We start from the raw sequence: 16,522 nt of genomic DNA on the forward strand, positions 1-16,522 counted from the left end.
TGTGTGATGCTCAGCGGCGTGTCTCAGCCCGGCACGCCCGTGCCACCGCCACCGTTCGCGCGTGGGCCCGGCGCTCCACCGCCGGTGCCGCCGGCCGATCCGTGGACGCGGGAGATCTTCCGCACCCAGATCGTGCGCCTCATCGGTGCAGCGTCCGGCGTCGCGCTGGCGGTCTTCGCGATCGTCACGTTCTGGATACCGGTGGTCGGTCTTGTGATCAGCCTGACCATCGTGATCTTGCGGCGCTATCAGATCCGGTTGCGCGACTACTACGCCGCCTACTTCTTGCCCTACGAGTACCCGGAGCAAGGAGCCCTCGATGTCGGCTACGTGCTCGGCCTGGTCGGCGTGGGGTTGTCCGGCCTTGCCTCCGCGGGATGGCTGATCATCTTCTTCGGCAACCTCTGATCGCGGCTGGGCTGTCAGCTCGCCAGGTCGACCTCGATCGTCGCGAAGGAGTGCGGCGGGAGGTCGGCGATCAGGTGGCCGTCGGTGACCCGTACCTCCAACTCGACCGGGGCGACCGCGGTGGGCTCGGCGACCGTGTTGTGGGCCTGCGGCCGGTCGGCGGTGAGGATCCGGCCCCGCGCTGCGCTGACGCTGCCGCCGCGCAGGTCGAAGTCGATCATGGTGCCGGAGTCCAGCGACAGGTTGCCGGCCGAGATCAGCACGGTGTCGCCCTTCCGGCTGGCGGACGCGGTGACCTGGGCCAGTGCGGTGCCGTCGACATCGATCGTGGCCGGCCCGCCCGGCTGGTGTACGGCGAGCGAGGCGGCGTCCTGGTGTCCCTTGTTCATCTCGAACACGTGGTAGGTCGGCGTCAGCACCAGGCCGCCCTGATCATCGGTCAAGATCATCGACTGCAGCACGTTCACGGTCTGGGCGATGTTGGCCATGATCAACCGCTCGGCATGGGAGTGGAAGATGTCGAAGTGCAGCCCGGCCACCAGGGCGTCGCGCAGCGTGTTCTGCTGCTGGAGGAAGCCAGGGTTGGTGCCCTCGTCGACCTGCCACCAGGTGCCCCACTCGTCGCAGACCAGCCCGACCACGCCGGCCGGGTCGTAGGAGTCCATCACCGCCCGGTGGGCCTTGATCACCCGGTCGATGTCGGCCGCCTTGATCATGGTCCGGTAGTACTGGGTGTCGTCGAAGTCGGTGGCGTGCGAGCGATGGATGCCGTCGCCGTCATGGGTGTAGTAGTGGAACGAGATGCCCTGGAAGAAGCCGCGCGGCTTGTTGCCGCAGCCCAGGCAGCTGACCGCCTTCATCAGGGCTTCGGTCCAGGCGAGGTTGTCGTCGTTGGCGCCGGCGGCGATCCGGTACAGCTTGTTGTCACCATGATCACGAAGGAACGTGGCGAACCGGCGAGCCTCGTCGGCGTACGCCTCGGGCCGCATGTTGCCGCCGCAGCCCCAGGCCTCGTTGCCGATGCCCCAGAACGGCACCCGCCACGCCTTCTCCCGGCCGTTCGCCTTGCGCTGCCGGACCATCGGGGAGTCGCCGTCGCGGGTCAGGTACTCGACCCACTCGCTCATCTCGCGGACCGTGCCGGAACCCACGTTGCCGTTGACGTACGGGTCCGCCCCGAGCAGCTCGCACAGCGCCATGAACTCGTGGGTGCCGAAGTGGTTGTTCTCCTCGACGTTGCCCCAGTGGGTGTTCACCATGATCGGCCGGTCCTGCCGCGGCCCGATCCCGTCCTGCCAGTGGTACTCGTCGGCGAAGCAGCCGCCAGGCCAGCGCAGGTTGGGGATGTTCAGGGCGCGCAGCGCCTCGACCACGTCGGTCCGGATGCCGCCGACGTTGGGCAGCTCGGAGTCCTCGCCGACCCAGAAGCCGCCGTAGATGCAGCGGCCGAGGTGCTCGGCGAAGTGGCCGTACAGGTGCCGGTTGATCACCGGGCCGCCGAGGTCGACGTTGATCACGGCGCGGGTGGTCGGTGTGCTCATGGGCAAGGCCCTTCCAGGCTAGGTTTGACGTTACACCTTCGCGGGTCAGCCTAACGGCCCGGAGCCCGGATCCGGAAGTGGGGCCGGGCAGGATGGAACGGTGATCGAACCGTTCATCGTCAAGATCGAGCCGGACCGGCTGAATGATCTTCGCCGCCGGATCCGGGACACGCGCTGGCCCGAGCCGGCCACCGCCCCCGGCCAGGGCCTCGCGCTCGAACGGCTGCGAGAGATCGCCGATCACTGGTCCGAGGAGTACGACTGGCGGCGGCTGGAGGCCGAACTGGCCGGGCACGCCCAGTTCCGGACCAAGATCGACGACCTCGGCGTGCACTTCCTGCACCAGCGCTCATCGCACCCGGACGCGACGCCGCTGCTGCTCAGCCACGGCTGGCCGGGTTCGTACCTGGAATTCCTCTCTTGTGTCGGCCCGCTCGCCGACCCGACCGCGCACGGCGGCACGGCTGCGGATGCCTTCCACGTCGTCTGCCCCTCACTGCCCGGGTACGGGTTCAGCGACCGGCCGAGCTCCGCCGGCTGGAACATCCACCGGATCGCCGCCGCCTGGATCGACCTGATGGACCGGCTCGGCTACCGGCGGTTCGCCGCCGCGGGCAGCGACTGGGGCACCAGCGTCTCGACCATGATCGCCGCCCAGGCGCCGGATCGCCTGATCGGGATCCACCTGATCCCGCCGCTCGTCGCGCCGGACCGGTCGCGGCCGTTCACCGGCGCCGAGCAGCGGGCCGTTGATCAACTGGCCGAGCGGTCCCGCACCGGCTCCGCGTACGGCGAGCTGCACGCGACCAGGCCGCAGACGATCGGCTACGCGCTGAACGACTCGCCGGTCGGGCTCTGCGCCTGGATCGCCGAGAAATATGAGGAGTGGGCCGATCCGGCCGGGCCGGGCGTGCCGATCGACCGGCTGCTGGACACGGTCACGCTCTACTGGCTGACCGGGACCGCCGCGTCCAGCGCCCGCCTCTACTGGGAGAGCATCGGCGAGGTGAGCCGGTGGTTCACCGAGGCCACGGCGGACGTGATCATGGTCCCGACCGGCGCCTCGGTCTTCCCGGCCGAACTGCCGCGGCCGTCCCGCCGCTGGGCCGAGCGACGGTTCCCCGACCTGCGCTACTGGGGCGAACCGCCGGCGGGCGGTCACTTCGCCGCGCTCGAGGTGCCGGACCTCTATGTCGCCGAGCTGCGCGCTTCCGTCGCCGCGATCCGGTCCGGCTCGCGGTCCGGCTGACCACGGCGGAAGTCACTCCTCGTCACGGTAGGGGAGTCGTGGGTCGACCGGCTGGTCCGGCCAGGTGCCGCGGACCCAGGCGTGGGCCGGGTCGTCGGTGATCAGCCAGGCCCGTTCCGGGTCGGGCCCGGCCATCACGTTCAGGTAGTACAGGTCGTAGCCGGGCGCCGCGACGGCCGGCCCGTGGTAGCCGTACGGGACGAGGGCGATGTCGCCGGTCCGCACCATCGCGTTGATCTCGATCTCGCCGGCCGGCGAGGAGTAGCTGCTGAACAGGCCGAAGGCGCTCTCATGATCAACTTCGGCACCGGCCTCGGGAGCCGCCTCGAAGTAGTAGATCTCCTCCAGCCGGGATTCGTGTCCCGGCACGTGGTCGTCGTGCTTGTGTGCCGGGTACGAGGACCAGTTGCCCGCCGGCGTGATCACCTCGCAGACGATCAGCCGGGCCGCGTCCAGCGTGCCCGGCGTGCCGAAGTTGTGCACCTGCCGGCTCGCGGCGCCGGCACCACGCAGCTCGACCGGGGTGTCGGCGGCAGCGACGTGCCGGAGCGGCCGGACCTCGGTGGTCGGCGACGTCGCCACGGCGACCCGACCGGTCCCGGTGATCGTCCCGGTGCTGCCGGCCGGCAGATAGAGTACGTCGGTCGGCCCGGCGAAGACGGAGCGCCGCCCGGCCAGCCTGGTCTCGCCGGCGACCCCGTCCACCTGATGGCTGACGGTGAACGAGCCGGCGAGCGGTACGACGATCCGCTCCACGCCCGTCCGGTCCAGTGGCAGGACGGCCTGGTCCGTGAGGTCGGCGACATCGAGGCCGGTGTGCTGCCAGCCGGGCAGGGTGTCGTCCACGCGGCTCTGCCAGCCGTCCCGGGCGAGCGTTCCGCGCCGGTGGAACCAGCGGTCCTGGCTCATCCGATCCGCCTTCCTGCCGAGTTGATCAATCCGTCCGGGCCAGCAGCTCCCGGACGCGGGCCCGGGCCGGTTCGCGATCGTAGCTGTTCACCAGTGCCCCGGCCATCCGCACCGGGTCGCCGAAGAAGTAGTACTCGTACTGGGCCTGCCGGGACGCGAAGCCCGACATCGACGCGTCGAAGGCGAGCCGGTACAGCTGGGCCCGGCTCTCGGCCGGCAGCAGCTTCGCCTGCAGGTACTGGTCGATGTCGTCGCGGGCACCGGAGGAGAGGTCGGCCTCGCTCGGTGCCGCCAGCAGCCCGGAGGCGCAGAACTTCCGGATGATCGCGGGGAATCGCTGCGAGGCCCGAGGGAACCAGTTCCGGGCCGCGTTCAGCGAGCTCCACTTCGGCGTCATCATGCCCCACCGGTTCGGCGCGGCGTCGGCCTCGGCCGCCCGCAGCAGCGCCTTGCCGATCTCCACGTCGATGATCAACTCGGCCAGGTCCTCCTGGATGTGCTGGTAGCCGTCGATCGCGATCGAGGAGGCGATCTCCGACGCCAGCCCAAGGAAGAACTCGCTCTTGGCGATCGTTCGGGTCACCACCTGCTGGGTCATCAGGGCGGTCGCCCCGGTCTCGGTGTAGAACGCGTTGCACAGTTGGGGATTGCCGAGCATGAAGACCCGCTCCGCCGGCACGAACACGTCGTCGAAGATCACCATTGCGTCCATCTCCTCGAACCGCGACGCCAGCGGCTCGTCGAACGTGGAGCCGCCGTGGTGCAGCGAGGTCCGGCACAGGTAGCGCAGGCCGGGCGTGTCGTTCGGGATCGCGAACGCGAAGCTGTACGGGATGTCCCGGTCGGTGCCGCGCAGCAGGGTGGACGGGAAGACCAGGATCTCGTCCGCGATCGGCGCCACGGTGGCGAGCATCCGGGCGCCGCGGACCACGATCCCGTCCGGTCGCTCCTCGATCACCTGCGCGGCGACCTTGCCGCCCATCTGCTCCGAGCCGGAGACCGCCCGGTTGGACTGCGGCGGGATCAGCGTGTGCGTGGTCAGAAGATCATTTTCGCGTACGTACTCGTAGTAGGCCCGGATCCTTTCCCCGTAACGGGGATCGGCCTGGTCGAACCAGTCCGCGGCCGCGGCCAGCGCGGTCAGCGCCGCGTTCAGGTAGTCGGCGGTCCGGCCCAGGAAGCCGTGGGAGTAGTCGGCCCAGACGCGGGCCGCCTCCCGGCGGTGCACCAGGTCCTCCTGGGTCCGCGGGATCAGGAACGAGGCGCTGACCGGCTCGCCGCTGCTCGGCGAGGGGTACGTCAGCGCGGCGGCATGCTCCGGGTCGTGCTGCAGGTCGTACAGCTTCGCGTAGCTGCGGGCGACTCCGGCGAACGCGGGGTGCTCGGCGACGTTCTCGCTGACCTGCTTGCCGTCGATGGTCAGGTGCGGCCGCATCGAGTTGATCTTGTCCAGGAACTGTTGTCCGGTCCGGATGGCCATGCCCGCTCCTCGCTGAGTAGGTTGTTCCCATATAGAACACACTGTTCTAGTATCGGACGATACGCCCGGAGTGGGGCGTGGGCAACCCGAACCGGGAAAGGAGCGGGGTGGCTGATCAGAAACCTGCGGCCGCGCACTCCCAGACCCTGTCCCGCGGGCTGCGGGCGCTGGAGATCCTGGCCGAGGCGAGCGAGCCGATCAGCATCGCCGAACTCGCGGCCGCGCTCGGCCTGCACCGCTCGATCGCGTACCGGATCCTGCGCACGCTCGAAGATCACCGACTGGTGCTCCGGGACGACCGCGGACTGCTGCTGCTCGGGCCGCGGATGGCGGCCCTGGCCCGCGGTGTCCAGCGCAGCCTGCAGGCGGCGGCGCTGCCCGAGCTCACCGCCGCGGCGCGGGACCTCGGGATGACGGCTTTCCTGGTGGTGTTGGATTCCGACGAGTGCGTCACGCTGGCCAGCGTCGAGCCGCCGCCCGGTCCGGCGACCATCGCCCAGCGGCCCGGGACGCGGCATTCGATCATGGTCGGTGCTCCCGGCCTGGCGATCCAGAGCGTGCTCACCGACGACGAGTGGGCCGGGCTGGGGCTCGGGCGGGCGCGCCGTCCGGAGGCGTCCGAGGCCGCGCGGCGCGGCTACGCGACCAGCCGGGACGAGGTGGTGCCCGGGCTGGCCGCGGTCGCCGTGCCGCTGCGGCTCCCGGGCCACGCGCCGGCCGCACTGGCCGTCGTGCACGTGGCCGGCCGCGAGCGCGACCCGGCACCGGTCGGCGCCCGGCTGGCCGAGGCCGCCGACCGGATCCGGGGCGAACTCGGCTGACCCGCGAAGCTGGGCGGCAAGGGTTATAGTCGGCAGTGTCCGGCGGAATTGGCGTCGTTGCTCGAAAAAGGGGCAATAGCCCGGCTGCGTACCGGTGAGACATATACGGATCTGATCCTCGTCGTCGAGAGAAGGCCCGTTCATGTCGAACGTCTCCGAACACGCCGCTTTCGTCCTCGCCGCCCACGTCTCCGACGTCTTCGGGGTGATGGGCAACGGCAACGCCTATCTCCTCGATGCGCTGTCGCGGACCCGGACCCGGTTCACCGCAGTCCGGCACGAAGCCGCCGGGGTCGCCGCCGCCGACGCCTACGTCCGGGCCTCCGGTCGGCTCGCCGCGGCCACCACGACCTACGGCCCGGGCTTCAGCAACGCGATCACGCCGCTGGCCGAGGCGGTCCGGGCGCAGGTCCCGCTGATCTTGATCACCGGTGCCGAACCGACCACCGGCCGGCAGCCGTGGGACGTCGACCAGACCGCGCTGGCCGCCGCGGTCGGGGCGCGCACCGTCACCGTCGGCGCCGGGTCGGTGGTCGCCGACCTCTCCGAGGCGATCGGGTACGCCCTCGCCGCGCGGAGCCCGGTCGTGGTCGCGCTGCCGTACGATCTCGCGACGGCCGATGCCGGCCGGATCCCCACCCTGCCTGGGATCCCGGCGCCGGTGCCGGTCCCGCCGGCCGCCGGCGAGCTGGATCGCCTGGCGGAGTTGATCAACGCTGCGGAACGGCCGGTGATCTTGGCCGGACGGGGTGCCTGGCTGGCCGGTGCCGGTCCGGACCTGACCCGGCTGGCCCAGTCGATCAAGGCCCCGGCGGCCACGACGGCGTTCGCCCGTTCGTTGTTCGGCCCGGTCCCCGATCACCTCGGGATCGCCGGCGGGTTCGGCACCCGGCGCTGCACGGCGGCGTTCGCGGCGGCCGACCTGGTGCTCGTGGTGGGGGCCGGCCTGAACCAGTTCACCACCCGGTTCGGCCACCTGTTCGGCCCGCACGCCCGGGTGCTGCAGGTCGACCTCGCGGCACCCACCCAGCCCCGGGTGGACCTCGCGGTGCGGGCCGACGCGGCCCTGGCGGTGCGGGACCTGCTCCGGCTGGTCCGGCCGCGTGATCATGACGTCTGGACGGCGGCGCACCCGGAGGTGGCCGCGGCCGTCGAGCCCGAGTTGCCCGCGACGCCGGGCGGGCTGTCGCCCGACGGCCGGCTCGACCCGCGCCGGCTGGCCCAGCGGCTGGACGCGATCCTGCCGGAGGACCGGACGGTGGTCACCGACGGCGGTCACTTCCTGGAGTGGGGCCCGCGGTATTGGCGGATCGGCGGGCCGGACCGGTTGATCATGGTCGGTACCGCGTACCAGACCATCGGTCTGGGACTGGCCAGTGCCGTCGGCGCGGCCCGCGCGCGGCCGGAGTCCACGGTCGTGCTGGCCTCCGGCGACGGCGGGGCGTTGATGGGCCTGCCCGATCTCGAATCGCTGGCCCGGACCGCCCGCCGTGCCGTGATGATCATCTTCGACGACGGTGCCTACGGCGCCGAGGTGCACCAGTACGGCAGCCTCGGGCTGGACCAGGGTCCGATGCGGATCGGTGAGGTCGACTTCGCCGGCCTCGCCCGCTCGGTGGGAGCCGCCGGCCGCACCGTACGCACCCTCGATGATCTTGACGATCTGGCCGGCTGGCTGGCCGGCCCGGCGACCGGGCTCTATGTCGCCGACTGCCGGATCTCGACCAGCGTGGTCGCGCCGCACATGCGGGAGGTGCAGGCGGCCCGCCGGATCCCGGCCGACCGGCTGGAGCCGGTCGGCCGGTGATCAACAACGAGTGATCAGGCCCGGTCGGCCCAGTGGCCGAGGCCCTCGAAGCGGTACTGCATCACGTGGTAGATGCTGTTGTCGCCGGTGTTCCACTGGCTCACGGTGAGGTGCACGTCGTTCAGCCGCGAACCGGGGATGATGTAGCTGCCGTACAGCTGGGCCAGGTGGTTGACGTCCTGGTTGCCCCAGCTGGTGCCGTGCAGCATGGTGAACTTCGGCGTCGTCCGGAGATCCTGCGTCGGGTGGTCGAGCACCTGGCAGTCGATCCGGTAGCGCGGCCCGTCGAACCAGGTGTGCAGCCACTTGTCGCCGAACCGGCGCAGCGAGTTCTCGCCGATGATGTCGTCCGACAGCGGCGTCGGCTCGGCACCCCAGCGCCAGCGGCCGTTCTTCTTGCCCCACGGCTGGTACTTCTCCGGCTGGGTGATGTGCCACGGCCGGACCCGGTGCAAGATCATCGTGCTCTCGCGGAGGAACTCCGAGGTGTAGACGTAAAGCCAGCCGTCCGCGCCGATGTCCCAGCTGGCCAGCTGCCAGCGCTTGTCGTACGCGGCACCCGGGAACCTGGCGCCGGAATCCTCCCAGTTCTCGCCGTTGTCCTTGGAGACCCAGATCCCGCTCCAGATCACGTTGCCGAAGCCCTGGTTGACCACGGCGTGCAGGTAGATCTTGTTGCCGATCGTGATCACGTCGGACGGGATGATCGTCGAGATCTCGTCCCCGTGCTCGTACGGGATCAACTGCTTGGCCCAGTCGCCGCCCGGCGTCCCGTTGAACTCGACACCGGTAGCGAGATTGCGGGTGCTCGACCAGAGCGCGGTGGGGGAGCGCCAGTTCTCACCCCAGGCGGGCCCGAAGCTGTCGCCGAAGACATAGATGCTGCGGCCGTCCGGGCACCGGGCCACGGCACCGAGGTCGACCCAGTGCAACCCGAACTTGCCGGTGATGTCCGGCCCGGTGAGATTCTTGACCTTGGTGATCTTGACGCCGTCGACGATCACCGAGCCTTCGTCGGCGGCGGCCGGCTGGACGAGGCCGGCCGCAAGTCCGGTGCCGGCCAGACCGGCGGCGGCGCCGCCGAGCAGGCGGCGACGAGAGATGGGATGCGGAGCACGATGAACTGGATGCGGGGGCATGGGCTCACTTCCTCGGGGTCCATGAAATCGTTTTCGGTCACGGTACGATCACGCGCCCGGCCGCGTCAACAGGCCCGCCAGTTTTTCACGTAACGTGAAAAACTGGCTCTTTACCATAGAAGTTTCTCTGGTATTGCGACAGGAAGTGTGGGGTAGTGGGTCAGGAGAGGATCGTGGCGCCGCGGGACTGGGCCGCTTCGTTCTCGGGGCCGAGCGGGATGCCGGTCCGGTCGCGGAGCAGGAACGTCGCCGCCGCCGCGATGATCGTGAGCCCGGCCAGGTAGACGCCGACCGCGTTGGTGGTGTGGAACTGCTGCACGAGGGCGGTGGCGATGGTCGGGGCGAAGGCGCCGCCGAGGATGGCGCCGATCGCGTACGAGATCGCGACGCCGGAGAACCTGATCGAGGCCGGGAACAGCTCGGCGAAGAACGCGGCCTGCGGCCCGTACGTGAGCCCGTTGCCGATCGTGAACAGGGCCAGGCCGAGCGCGAGGAACCAGAGATTGCCGGTATCGACCAGCCAGAACATCGGGAACACCGTGATCAACTGACAACCCCAGCCGATCAGGTACGTGGTGCGCCGGCCGATCCGGTCCGACAGCCCGCCGGCGATCCAGGTGCAGAGGCCCCAGACGACGGCCGACGCCGTGACGGCGAGCAGCACCGGCGCCCGGTCCAGGCCGAGCGGGCCGTCGGGATTCGTCGCGTAGTTCTGGATGTAGCCGCCGGTGGTCATGTAGCCGGCCGCGTTGTTGCCGGCGAACGTCAGCGCCGCCAAGATCACGATCGGCGCGTGGAACCGGAACAGGCGGGCGATCGGCAGCGACGCCTGCTCGCGCCGTTCGGCGATCTCGGCGAACACCGGACTCTCCGCGACCCGGCTGCGGACCACGATCCCGACGATGATCAACACGACACTGATCAGGAACGGCACCCGCCAGCCCCACGCCGCGAACGCCTCGCCGGGGGCGATCATGGCCATCAGGGCCATCGCGCCGGATGCGGCGAGCAGGCCGAGCGGCGGACCGAGCTGCGGGAAGGCGCCGAACCGCCCGCGCCGCTCGGCCGGGGCGTGCTCCACCGCCATCAGCACGGCGCCGCCCCACTCACCGCCGGCCGAGAGTCCCTGCAGGATTCGCAAGATCAACAGCGCGACCGGCGCGATCACGCCGGCCTGGTCGTATGTCGGCAGCAGCCCGATCAAGGTCGTGGCGCCGCCCATCAGGATCAGAGTCACCACCAGCATCGCCTTGCGGCCGATCCGGTCGCCGAGATGGCCGGCCAGGAAGGCGCCGAGCGGGCGGAACAGGAAGCTCACGCCGACCGAGCCGAACGACAGCAACAGCGCGATCTGATCGCCGGCCGGCCGGAAGTAGAGCTGGGCGAACACCAGGCCCGCGGCGCTCGCGTAGATGAAGAAGTCGTACCACTCGATCGTGGTGCCGATCGTGGTGGCCAGGGCGACCCGGCGACGCTCGGCGGCGTTCGTCCGGGTCGGGTCCGCAGGATGGGTCGGGGACGCCATCAGCCCTCCTGATCATCGGTGATCTTTACCCAGACACTAAGGGATCGGGCCGAAATCCGCTGGTGACCGACCGGCACGGGCCGTACGCTGAGCGGGCAGAAAGCTCAATACGGGCGGTCCGGAGGGGACCGAAGGTGATCGGTTATCGCTGAGAACGACCCCGGTCCCACAACCTTGTCCCCTCCCCGCCGTTCTGTCGGCACAGACGGGCTCTGTGCCGGTTGATCGGTGGTCCTCAGACCGTAGACAGTCCGTTACCTCAGGGTCCAGAGGTCGCGGGTTCGAGTCCCGCCGGCGGAACATGGCTTCCGCTGTAGCTCAGTGGCAGAGCGGTGGAATATCCGGGTTGTCGATTCCTTGTCTGAGGGCCACCGCCGACGTATCGAGGTGCAGGAGGGAGATGATCATGACGTACGGTTCCGATCCGCTGACCCGGATCTCGACCCGGCGGACGCCGCAGTCCCGGCCGGCGACGCCGGACCAAGTGCCCAACCACGCCGGTGGACACGTCTTCGAGATCACCCCGGAGCAACGGCTGCGGCGGTTCTTGATCATCGGCACCGACGGCGGCACCTACTACCAGGACGAGGCGGAACTGACCCGCGAGAACGCGCAGGTCGTGATCGACTTCGCGGCCGAGGACCCGGTCCGGCTGGTCGAGATCGTTCGCGAGGTGTCGCTGGCCGGGCGGGCGCCCAAGCAGAACCCGACGATCTTCGCGTTGGCCGTGGCCGCCGCGGCGGACCGGCCGGAGGGTCGGGCGGCCGCGTTCGCGGCGATGCCTGAAGTGCTGCGTACCGGGACCCACTTGATGCTGTTCGCCAAGTACGTCCAGCAGTTCCGCGGCTGGGGCTCCGGCCTGATGCGGGCCGGTCGCCGCTGGTACGAGGCAAAGGACATCGACGCGCTGACGTACCAGTTGGTCAAGTACCGCAGCCGGGAGGGCTTCAGCCAGCGCGACCTGCTGCGGCTGATCCACCCGAAGACCGATGATCAACTACGGAACGCCCTGTACCGCTGGGTGACCCAGGACGAGCTGTCGTACCAGTTGCCCAGGCTGGTGCACGGCTTCGTCGCCGCCCAGGCCGCCGCGTCCGCCGCGGACTGGGTCCGGTTGATCAAGGATTACGGGTTGTCCTGGGAGATGCTGCCAGACGCCGCGCTGACCGAGCGCGAGGTCTGGCAGGCCCTGGTCGAGGTCGGTCTGCCGATGACCGCGCTGATCCGGCAGCTGCCCCGGTTGACCCGGCTCGAGGTGATCGGCAACGCGTTGCGTGACGGCGATCGCACCATCGACGTCGTGGCGCAGCTCACCGATCCGGAGCTGCTGAGCCGGGCCAGGATCCATCCCTTCAACGTGTTGGTCGCCCTGCGCACCTATGCCGCCGGCCGGTCCTTCCGCGGCTCGTCGACCTGGACCCCCGCCCGGCCGGTGCTGGATGCGCTGGACGCGGCGTTCTACGCGTCGTTCGGCAACGTGGTGCCGGCGAACCGGCGGACCATGATCGGCTTGGACGTGTCCGGCTCGATGGGTGTCACGATCGCCGGCAGCCCGCTGACCGCGCGGGAGGCCTCGGCGGCGATGTCCATGATCACCGTCGCCACCGAGCCGAGGACAGCGGTCTACGGGTTCACCGCGGGCGGTGCCGGTTGGCGTTCGGCCGCCCTGACCGAGCTGGCGATCGGGCCGCGGCAACGGCTGGAGAACGTGATCGACAGCGTGTCCCGGCTGCCGTTCGGCGGCACCGACTGCGCACTGCCGATGATCAAGGCTCTGGAAGACGGCCTCGAGGTCGACACCTTTATGATCCTGACCGACAACGACACATGGGCTGGGCAGATCCATCCGCACCAGGCACTTCAGGCCTATCGACGTGAAACAGACATAGCGGCTCGACTGGTGATCTGGGCAATGACTTCGTCTGGATTCTCGATCGCTGACCCAGCAGATCGAGGGATGATGGACCTCGTTGGCGTGGACTCGGCGTCTCCTCAGCTGGTGGCAGACTTCTCTCGTGGCGACATCTGAGGAGATTGCCTGGCTTGCAGGCATCTTGGAGGGCGAGGGCAGCTTCTATCTGCAACGTGATCGCGGGATCTATCTCTACCCGCGCGTGGTTGTGAGCATGACCGACGAGGATGTCATTCAACGCGTGGCAGACCTGTTCGGCGCCAAGATCTACAAGGTTCCTGTCTCGCCGAGGTACCCAGCCCGAAAGCAACAATGGCGAGCAGTCGCGACGGGCCAGCGGGCGGTCCGGTTGATGAAGGAGATCCGGCCGTTGATGGGTAAACGGCGTGGTGCGAAGATCGACGAAATCATTGCCTACTGGGAATCACAGCCAGAGCCAAATGCCCTGCGATCTGAGTACTCCAAGAGCCAGGCGGCTGGTAAGCGTCGAGACGAAGCTGGCCGGTTCGTGGTCGGAGACGCGTGAAGAATCTGGTCTGCTGATCACAAGCAGAGTTTGGTTAGCATGATATACGATCTGAACTATGATTTCGGAGGCGATGACGCCGTTGCCGTTCCGGGCACTGCCGTACGACGACGGCGGGGCCGGGCTGCCGTATCCGAGCAAGATCATCGCGGTGCATCTCAACTTCGAGTCCCGGGCCGCGGAGCGCGGCAGGCGGCCGGAGCAGCCGTCGTACTTCCTCAAGCCGGTGAGCTCGTTGGCCTCGTCCGGCGGGGTGGTGGAGCGGCCGGCGGGCACCGAACTGCTGGGCTTCGAGGGCGAGATTGCGCTGGTGATCAAGGAGACGACGCGCCGGGCCACGCCGGAGCAGGCCTGGTCCCGGGTGGCCGGCGTGACGGCTGCAAACGACCTGGGTGTCTACGATCTTCGGTACGCCGACAAGGGTTCCAACCTGCGGTCCAAGGGCGGTGACGGGTTCACCCCGATCGGCCCGGCGCTGATCCCGGCGGACCGGATCGATCCGGGCCGGCTGCGGCTGCGCACCTGGGTGAACGGCGAGCCGGTGCAGGAGGACGACACCGGCGCGTTGATCTTCGACTTCGCCCGCCTGGTCGCCGACCTGTCCCAGTTGATCACCCTCGAGGCCGGCGATCTGATCTTGACCGGGACGCCGGCCGGCGCTTCGGTGATCATGCCCGGTGATCGGGTCGAGGTCGAGGTGGACGCGCCGAGTGGGCCGACGACCGGACGGTTGCTCACCACGGTGAGCGCGGGTGAGGTGCCGCTCGCGGGCTACGGGGCCGGCCCGAAGGTGGACGACGCGACCCGGGCCGACGCATGGGGGAATGGTGCGGGACGGGCCCAGGCCCTTCGACAGGCTCAGGGCGCGCCGGGGAACGAGGCTCAGGGCGCGGAGGGACCCCTCACGGAGGAGGTCCGGGCTGCGCTGGGCCGGGTGGGCACTGCGACGCTGAGTTCCCAGCTGCGCAAGCGAGGTCTGGACAACGTCAGCATCGACGGCGTGGTCGCGCTCCGGTCCGGCGAACGGTTGCTCGGGATCGCGCGGACGCTCCGGATGGTGCCGCTGCGGGAGGATCTGTTCAAGAGTCACGGCGGCGGCTACAACGCGCAGAAGCGGGCCGTGGACACGCTGAACCCCGGGGACGTGCTGGTGATAGAGGCCCGCGGCGAGCCGGGCACGGGGACGATCGGTGACATCCTCGCGCTGCGGGCGAAGGTGCGCGGCGCGGCGGGTGTGGTGACCGACGGCGGGGTTCGTGATCATGATGCGGTCGCCGAGCTCGGCCTGCCGGTCTATTGCGCCGGCGCTCATCCGGCCGTGCTGGGCCGGCGGCACGTCCCGTGGGACGTCGACCAGACGATCGCCTGCGGCGGCACCACGGTGCAGCCGGGCGACGTGATCATCGGGGACGCGGACGGTGTGCTGGTCATCCCGCCCGGTCTGGTCGCGGAGGTCGCGGCCGACGCCGTCGAGCAGGAACGGCAGGAGACCTTCATCGCCGAGCAGGTCGCCGCCGGCGAACCGGTGGACGGGCTGTATCCGATGAACGAGGCCTGGCGGGAGAAGTACCGGCAGTGGCGACCATGATCGACTCCGGGGCACCGGAGACCTCGAAGGCTCAGCGGGCGTACACCTGGCTGGCCGGCAAGATCGCCGACGGCAGCTACCCGCCCGGCTACCGGCTCGTCCTCGCGGCACTCGCGAACGAATTGGAGATCAGCGTCGCACCGGTCCGGGAGGCCATCCGGATGCTCGAGGCGGAGGGCCTGGTTCGCTACGCCAAGAACGTCGGGGCGCAGGTCGCGATGCCCGATCCGGCCGAGTACGTCGACGTGATGCAGACCCTCGGTGCGTTGGAGGGGATCGCCACCGGGCTGGCGCTGCCGCTGATCACCGACGATGATCTTGATCACGCCCGCGAACTGAACGCGGCGTTGCAGCGAACCCTGGACGACTTCGACCCGCCCGAGTTCACCCGGCTCAACCTGCAATTCCACGAGGCCCTGTTCCACCGCTGCCCGAACCGGCACCTGCTGGACCTGATCCGGCGCACCCGAACTCGGCTGGCCGGGTTGCGCGACTCGACGTTCAGTTTCGTCCCCGGCCGGGCCCGCCGGTCGGTGGCCGAGCACGAGAAGTTGATCACCGCGATCAGCGCGGCCCGCGACGACCCGAAGGGGAGCAGCGCCGCCGTCGAGGCGGCCGTCCGCGAACACCGGGACGCGACCCTGCGGGCGTTCCTCGACCACAGCAACGGAAAGGCGGCACGATGAGGTTTCGCAGCGACCCGGTGCGGATCCGGGGCTCGCTCGCGCCGGTGATCACCCCGTTCGCCGAGGACGGGTCGGTCGACCGGCAGAGCCTGACCCGGCTGGTCGAGTGGCAGCTCGAGCAGGGCTCGCACGGGATCTCGATCGGCGGCTCGACCGGCGAGCCCAGTGCGCAGACGATCGCCGAGCGGGCCGAGGCGATCCGCCTGGTCGCCGGTACCGTGGCCGATCGGGTGCCGTTCGTGCCGGGCACCGGCAGCGCCAAGCTGGACGAGACCCTCGAGCTGACCGCCGCCGCCCGGGAGGCCGGGGCGGACGCGGTGTTGATCATCACGCCCTACTACGCGCGGCCGACCCAGGAAGCCTTGTACCGCTGGTATTCCGCGGTGGCGCGGGAGTTCCCGGACCTGCCGGTGATCGCGTACAACGTGCCGAGCCGGACCGCCGTCGATCTTGCTCCGGAGACCGTGGCCAGGCTGTTCACCGACCTGGACAACTTCGTCGGGATCAAGGAGACCACCAAGGACTTCGAGCACTTCTCCCGGGTGCTGCACCGGTGCGGGCCGGAGCTGCTGGTCTGGTCCGGGATCGAGCTGCTCTGCCTGCCGCTGCTCGCCCTCGGCGGCGCCGGTTACATCAGCGCGACAGCCAACCTGGCGCCCGCCGCCTGCGCGGCCATGTATCAGGCCTGGACCGATGGTGATCTTGCCGAGGCGCGCCGGATCCACTACGGCCTGCACCCATTGGTGGATCTGTTGTTCACCGAGACCAACCCGGCCCCGGCCAAGCTGGTCCTGCAGCAGCGCGGCCTGATCGCCTCCGCTCACGTACGGCCGCCGCTGATCGAGCCGACCGAACCCGGCCGGACCAAGATCGCCCAACTGCTGGCCGAGGGCGCCGAGTTCCTCAGTCCCGTCGAAGGAGGAAGTTGATC

At 69.7% G+C, this 16,522-nt stretch carries 14 protein-coding genes; 9 read left to right on the plus strand and 5 right to left on the minus strand.

Features of this window, described 5'->3' with window-relative positions; all coding sequences use genetic code 11:
* Positions 1-18 precede the first annotated feature (18 nt).
* Positions 19-408 carry a hypothetical protein gene (locus BKA15_RS28440; protein ID WP_179756706.1) on the plus strand — a complete coding sequence of 130 codons (390 nt, stop codon included), beginning with the start codon at positions 19-21 and terminating at the stop codon, positions 406-408.
* Positions 409-422: 14 nt separating this feature from the next.
* Here BKA15_RS28440 and BKA15_RS28445 read toward each other — a convergent pair whose 3' ends face one another.
* A complete protein-coding gene (locus BKA15_RS28445) occupies positions 423-1,949 on the minus strand; it encodes an alpha-N-arabinofuranosidase (RefSeq protein WP_179756708.1) in 1,527 nt (508 codons plus the stop codon).
* Positions 1,950-2,049: 100 nt separating this feature from the next.
* Here BKA15_RS28445 and BKA15_RS28450 point away from each other — a divergent pair, with 100 nt between their 5' ends.
* Positions 2,050-3,198: an epoxide hydrolase family protein gene (locus BKA15_RS28450; RefSeq protein ID WP_179756710.1), complete on the plus strand. Its 1,149-nt coding sequence runs from the start codon at positions 2,050-2,052 to the stop codon at positions 3,196-3,198.
* Between the two features lie 12 nt (positions 3,199-3,210).
* Here the strand turns inward: BKA15_RS28450 and iolB are convergent, their stop codons facing one another.
* The gene (gene iolB / locus BKA15_RS28455; RefSeq protein WP_179756712.1) at positions 3,211-4,107 is read right to left on the minus strand and encodes a 5-deoxy-glucuronate isomerase; all 897 of its coding nucleotides are present in this window, start codon (positions 4,105-4,107) and stop codon (positions 3,211-3,213) included.
* Positions 4,108-4,132: 25 nt separating this feature from the next.
* On the minus strand, positions 4,133-5,587 hold the full coding sequence (hpaB, locus tag BKA15_RS28460; RefSeq protein ID WP_179756714.1) for a 4-hydroxyphenylacetate 3-monooxygenase, oxygenase component: 1,455 nt from the start codon (positions 5,585-5,587) through the stop codon (positions 4,133-4,135).
* Positions 5,588-5,694: 107 nt separating this feature from the next.
* On the opposite strand from hpaB, the gene BKA15_RS28465 reads away from it, so the two are divergent.
* Both BKA15_RS28465 and BKA15_RS28470 read left to right on the plus strand, forming a co-directional pair.
* Positions 5,695-6,408 carry an IclR family transcriptional regulator gene (locus tag BKA15_RS28465; protein ID WP_218871611.1) on the plus strand — a complete coding sequence of 238 codons (714 nt, stop codon included), beginning with the start codon at positions 5,695-5,697 and terminating at the stop codon, positions 6,406-6,408.
* Between the two features lie 142 nt (positions 6,409-6,550).
* Complete coding sequence (locus BKA15_RS28470) at positions 6,551-8,215, plus strand: thiamine pyrophosphate-binding protein (protein WP_179756718.1); 1,665 nt, start codon at positions 6,551-6,553, stop codon at positions 8,213-8,215.
* Between the two features lie 14 nt (positions 8,216-8,229).
* Here the strand turns inward: BKA15_RS28470 and BKA15_RS28475 are convergent, their stop codons facing one another.
* Together BKA15_RS28475 and BKA15_RS28480 are read right to left on the minus strand one after the other, a co-directional pair.
* Positions 8,230-9,354 (minus strand): glycoside hydrolase family 183 protein, encoded by a 1,125-nt coding sequence (locus tag BKA15_RS28475; RefSeq protein ID WP_179756720.1) that lies wholly within the window; start codon positions 9,352-9,354, stop codon positions 8,230-8,232.
* Between the two features lie 160 nt (positions 9,355-9,514).
* Complete coding sequence (locus BKA15_RS28480; protein WP_179756722.1) at positions 9,515-10,879, minus strand: MFS transporter; 1,365 nt, start codon at positions 10,877-10,879, stop codon at positions 9,515-9,517.
* A 406-nt stretch (positions 10,880-11,285) separates the two neighbouring features.
* On the opposite strand from BKA15_RS28480, the gene BKA15_RS28485 reads away from it, so the two are divergent.
* From BKA15_RS28485 to dapA, 5 genes are read left to right on the plus strand one after another with little or no spacing between them, the layout of a single operon-like run.
* Positions 11,286-12,908, plus strand: a complete 1,623-nt coding sequence (locus BKA15_RS28485; protein ID WP_179756724.1) for a TROVE domain-containing protein — start codon at positions 11,286-11,288, stop codon at positions 12,906-12,908.
* Positions 12,895-13,317, plus strand: coding sequence for an LAGLIDADG family homing endonuclease (locus BKA15_RS28490; protein ID WP_179756726.1), 423 nt, complete (start codon positions 12,895-12,897; stop codon positions 13,315-13,317). Before BKA15_RS28485 ends, BKA15_RS28490 begins: the two co-directional genes overlap by 14 nt.
* A 58-nt stretch (positions 13,318-13,375) precedes the next feature.
* Entirely contained in the window at positions 13,376-14,905 is a 1,530-nt protein-coding gene (locus BKA15_RS28495; protein WP_246322441.1) for a fumarylacetoacetate hydrolase family protein, read from the plus strand.
* Positions 14,902-15,591, plus strand: a complete 690-nt coding sequence (locus BKA15_RS28500) for a GntR family transcriptional regulator (RefSeq protein ID WP_179758756.1) — start codon at positions 14,902-14,904, stop codon at positions 15,589-15,591. The genes BKA15_RS28495 and BKA15_RS28500 overlap by 4 nt, the downstream gene beginning before the upstream one ends.
* Positions 15,588-16,520, plus strand: a complete 933-nt coding sequence (gene dapA, locus BKA15_RS28505) for a 4-hydroxy-tetrahydrodipicolinate synthase (protein ID WP_179756728.1) — start codon at positions 15,588-15,590, stop codon at positions 16,518-16,520. The genes BKA15_RS28500 and dapA overlap by 4 nt, the downstream gene beginning before the upstream one ends.
* Positions 16,521-16,522 lie beyond the last annotated feature (2 nt).

Source organism: Microlunatus parietis (assembly GCF_013407955.1).
GTDB classification, from domain to species: Bacteria; Actinomycetota; Actinomycetes; order Propionibacteriales; family Propionibacteriaceae; genus Microlunatus; species Microlunatus parietis.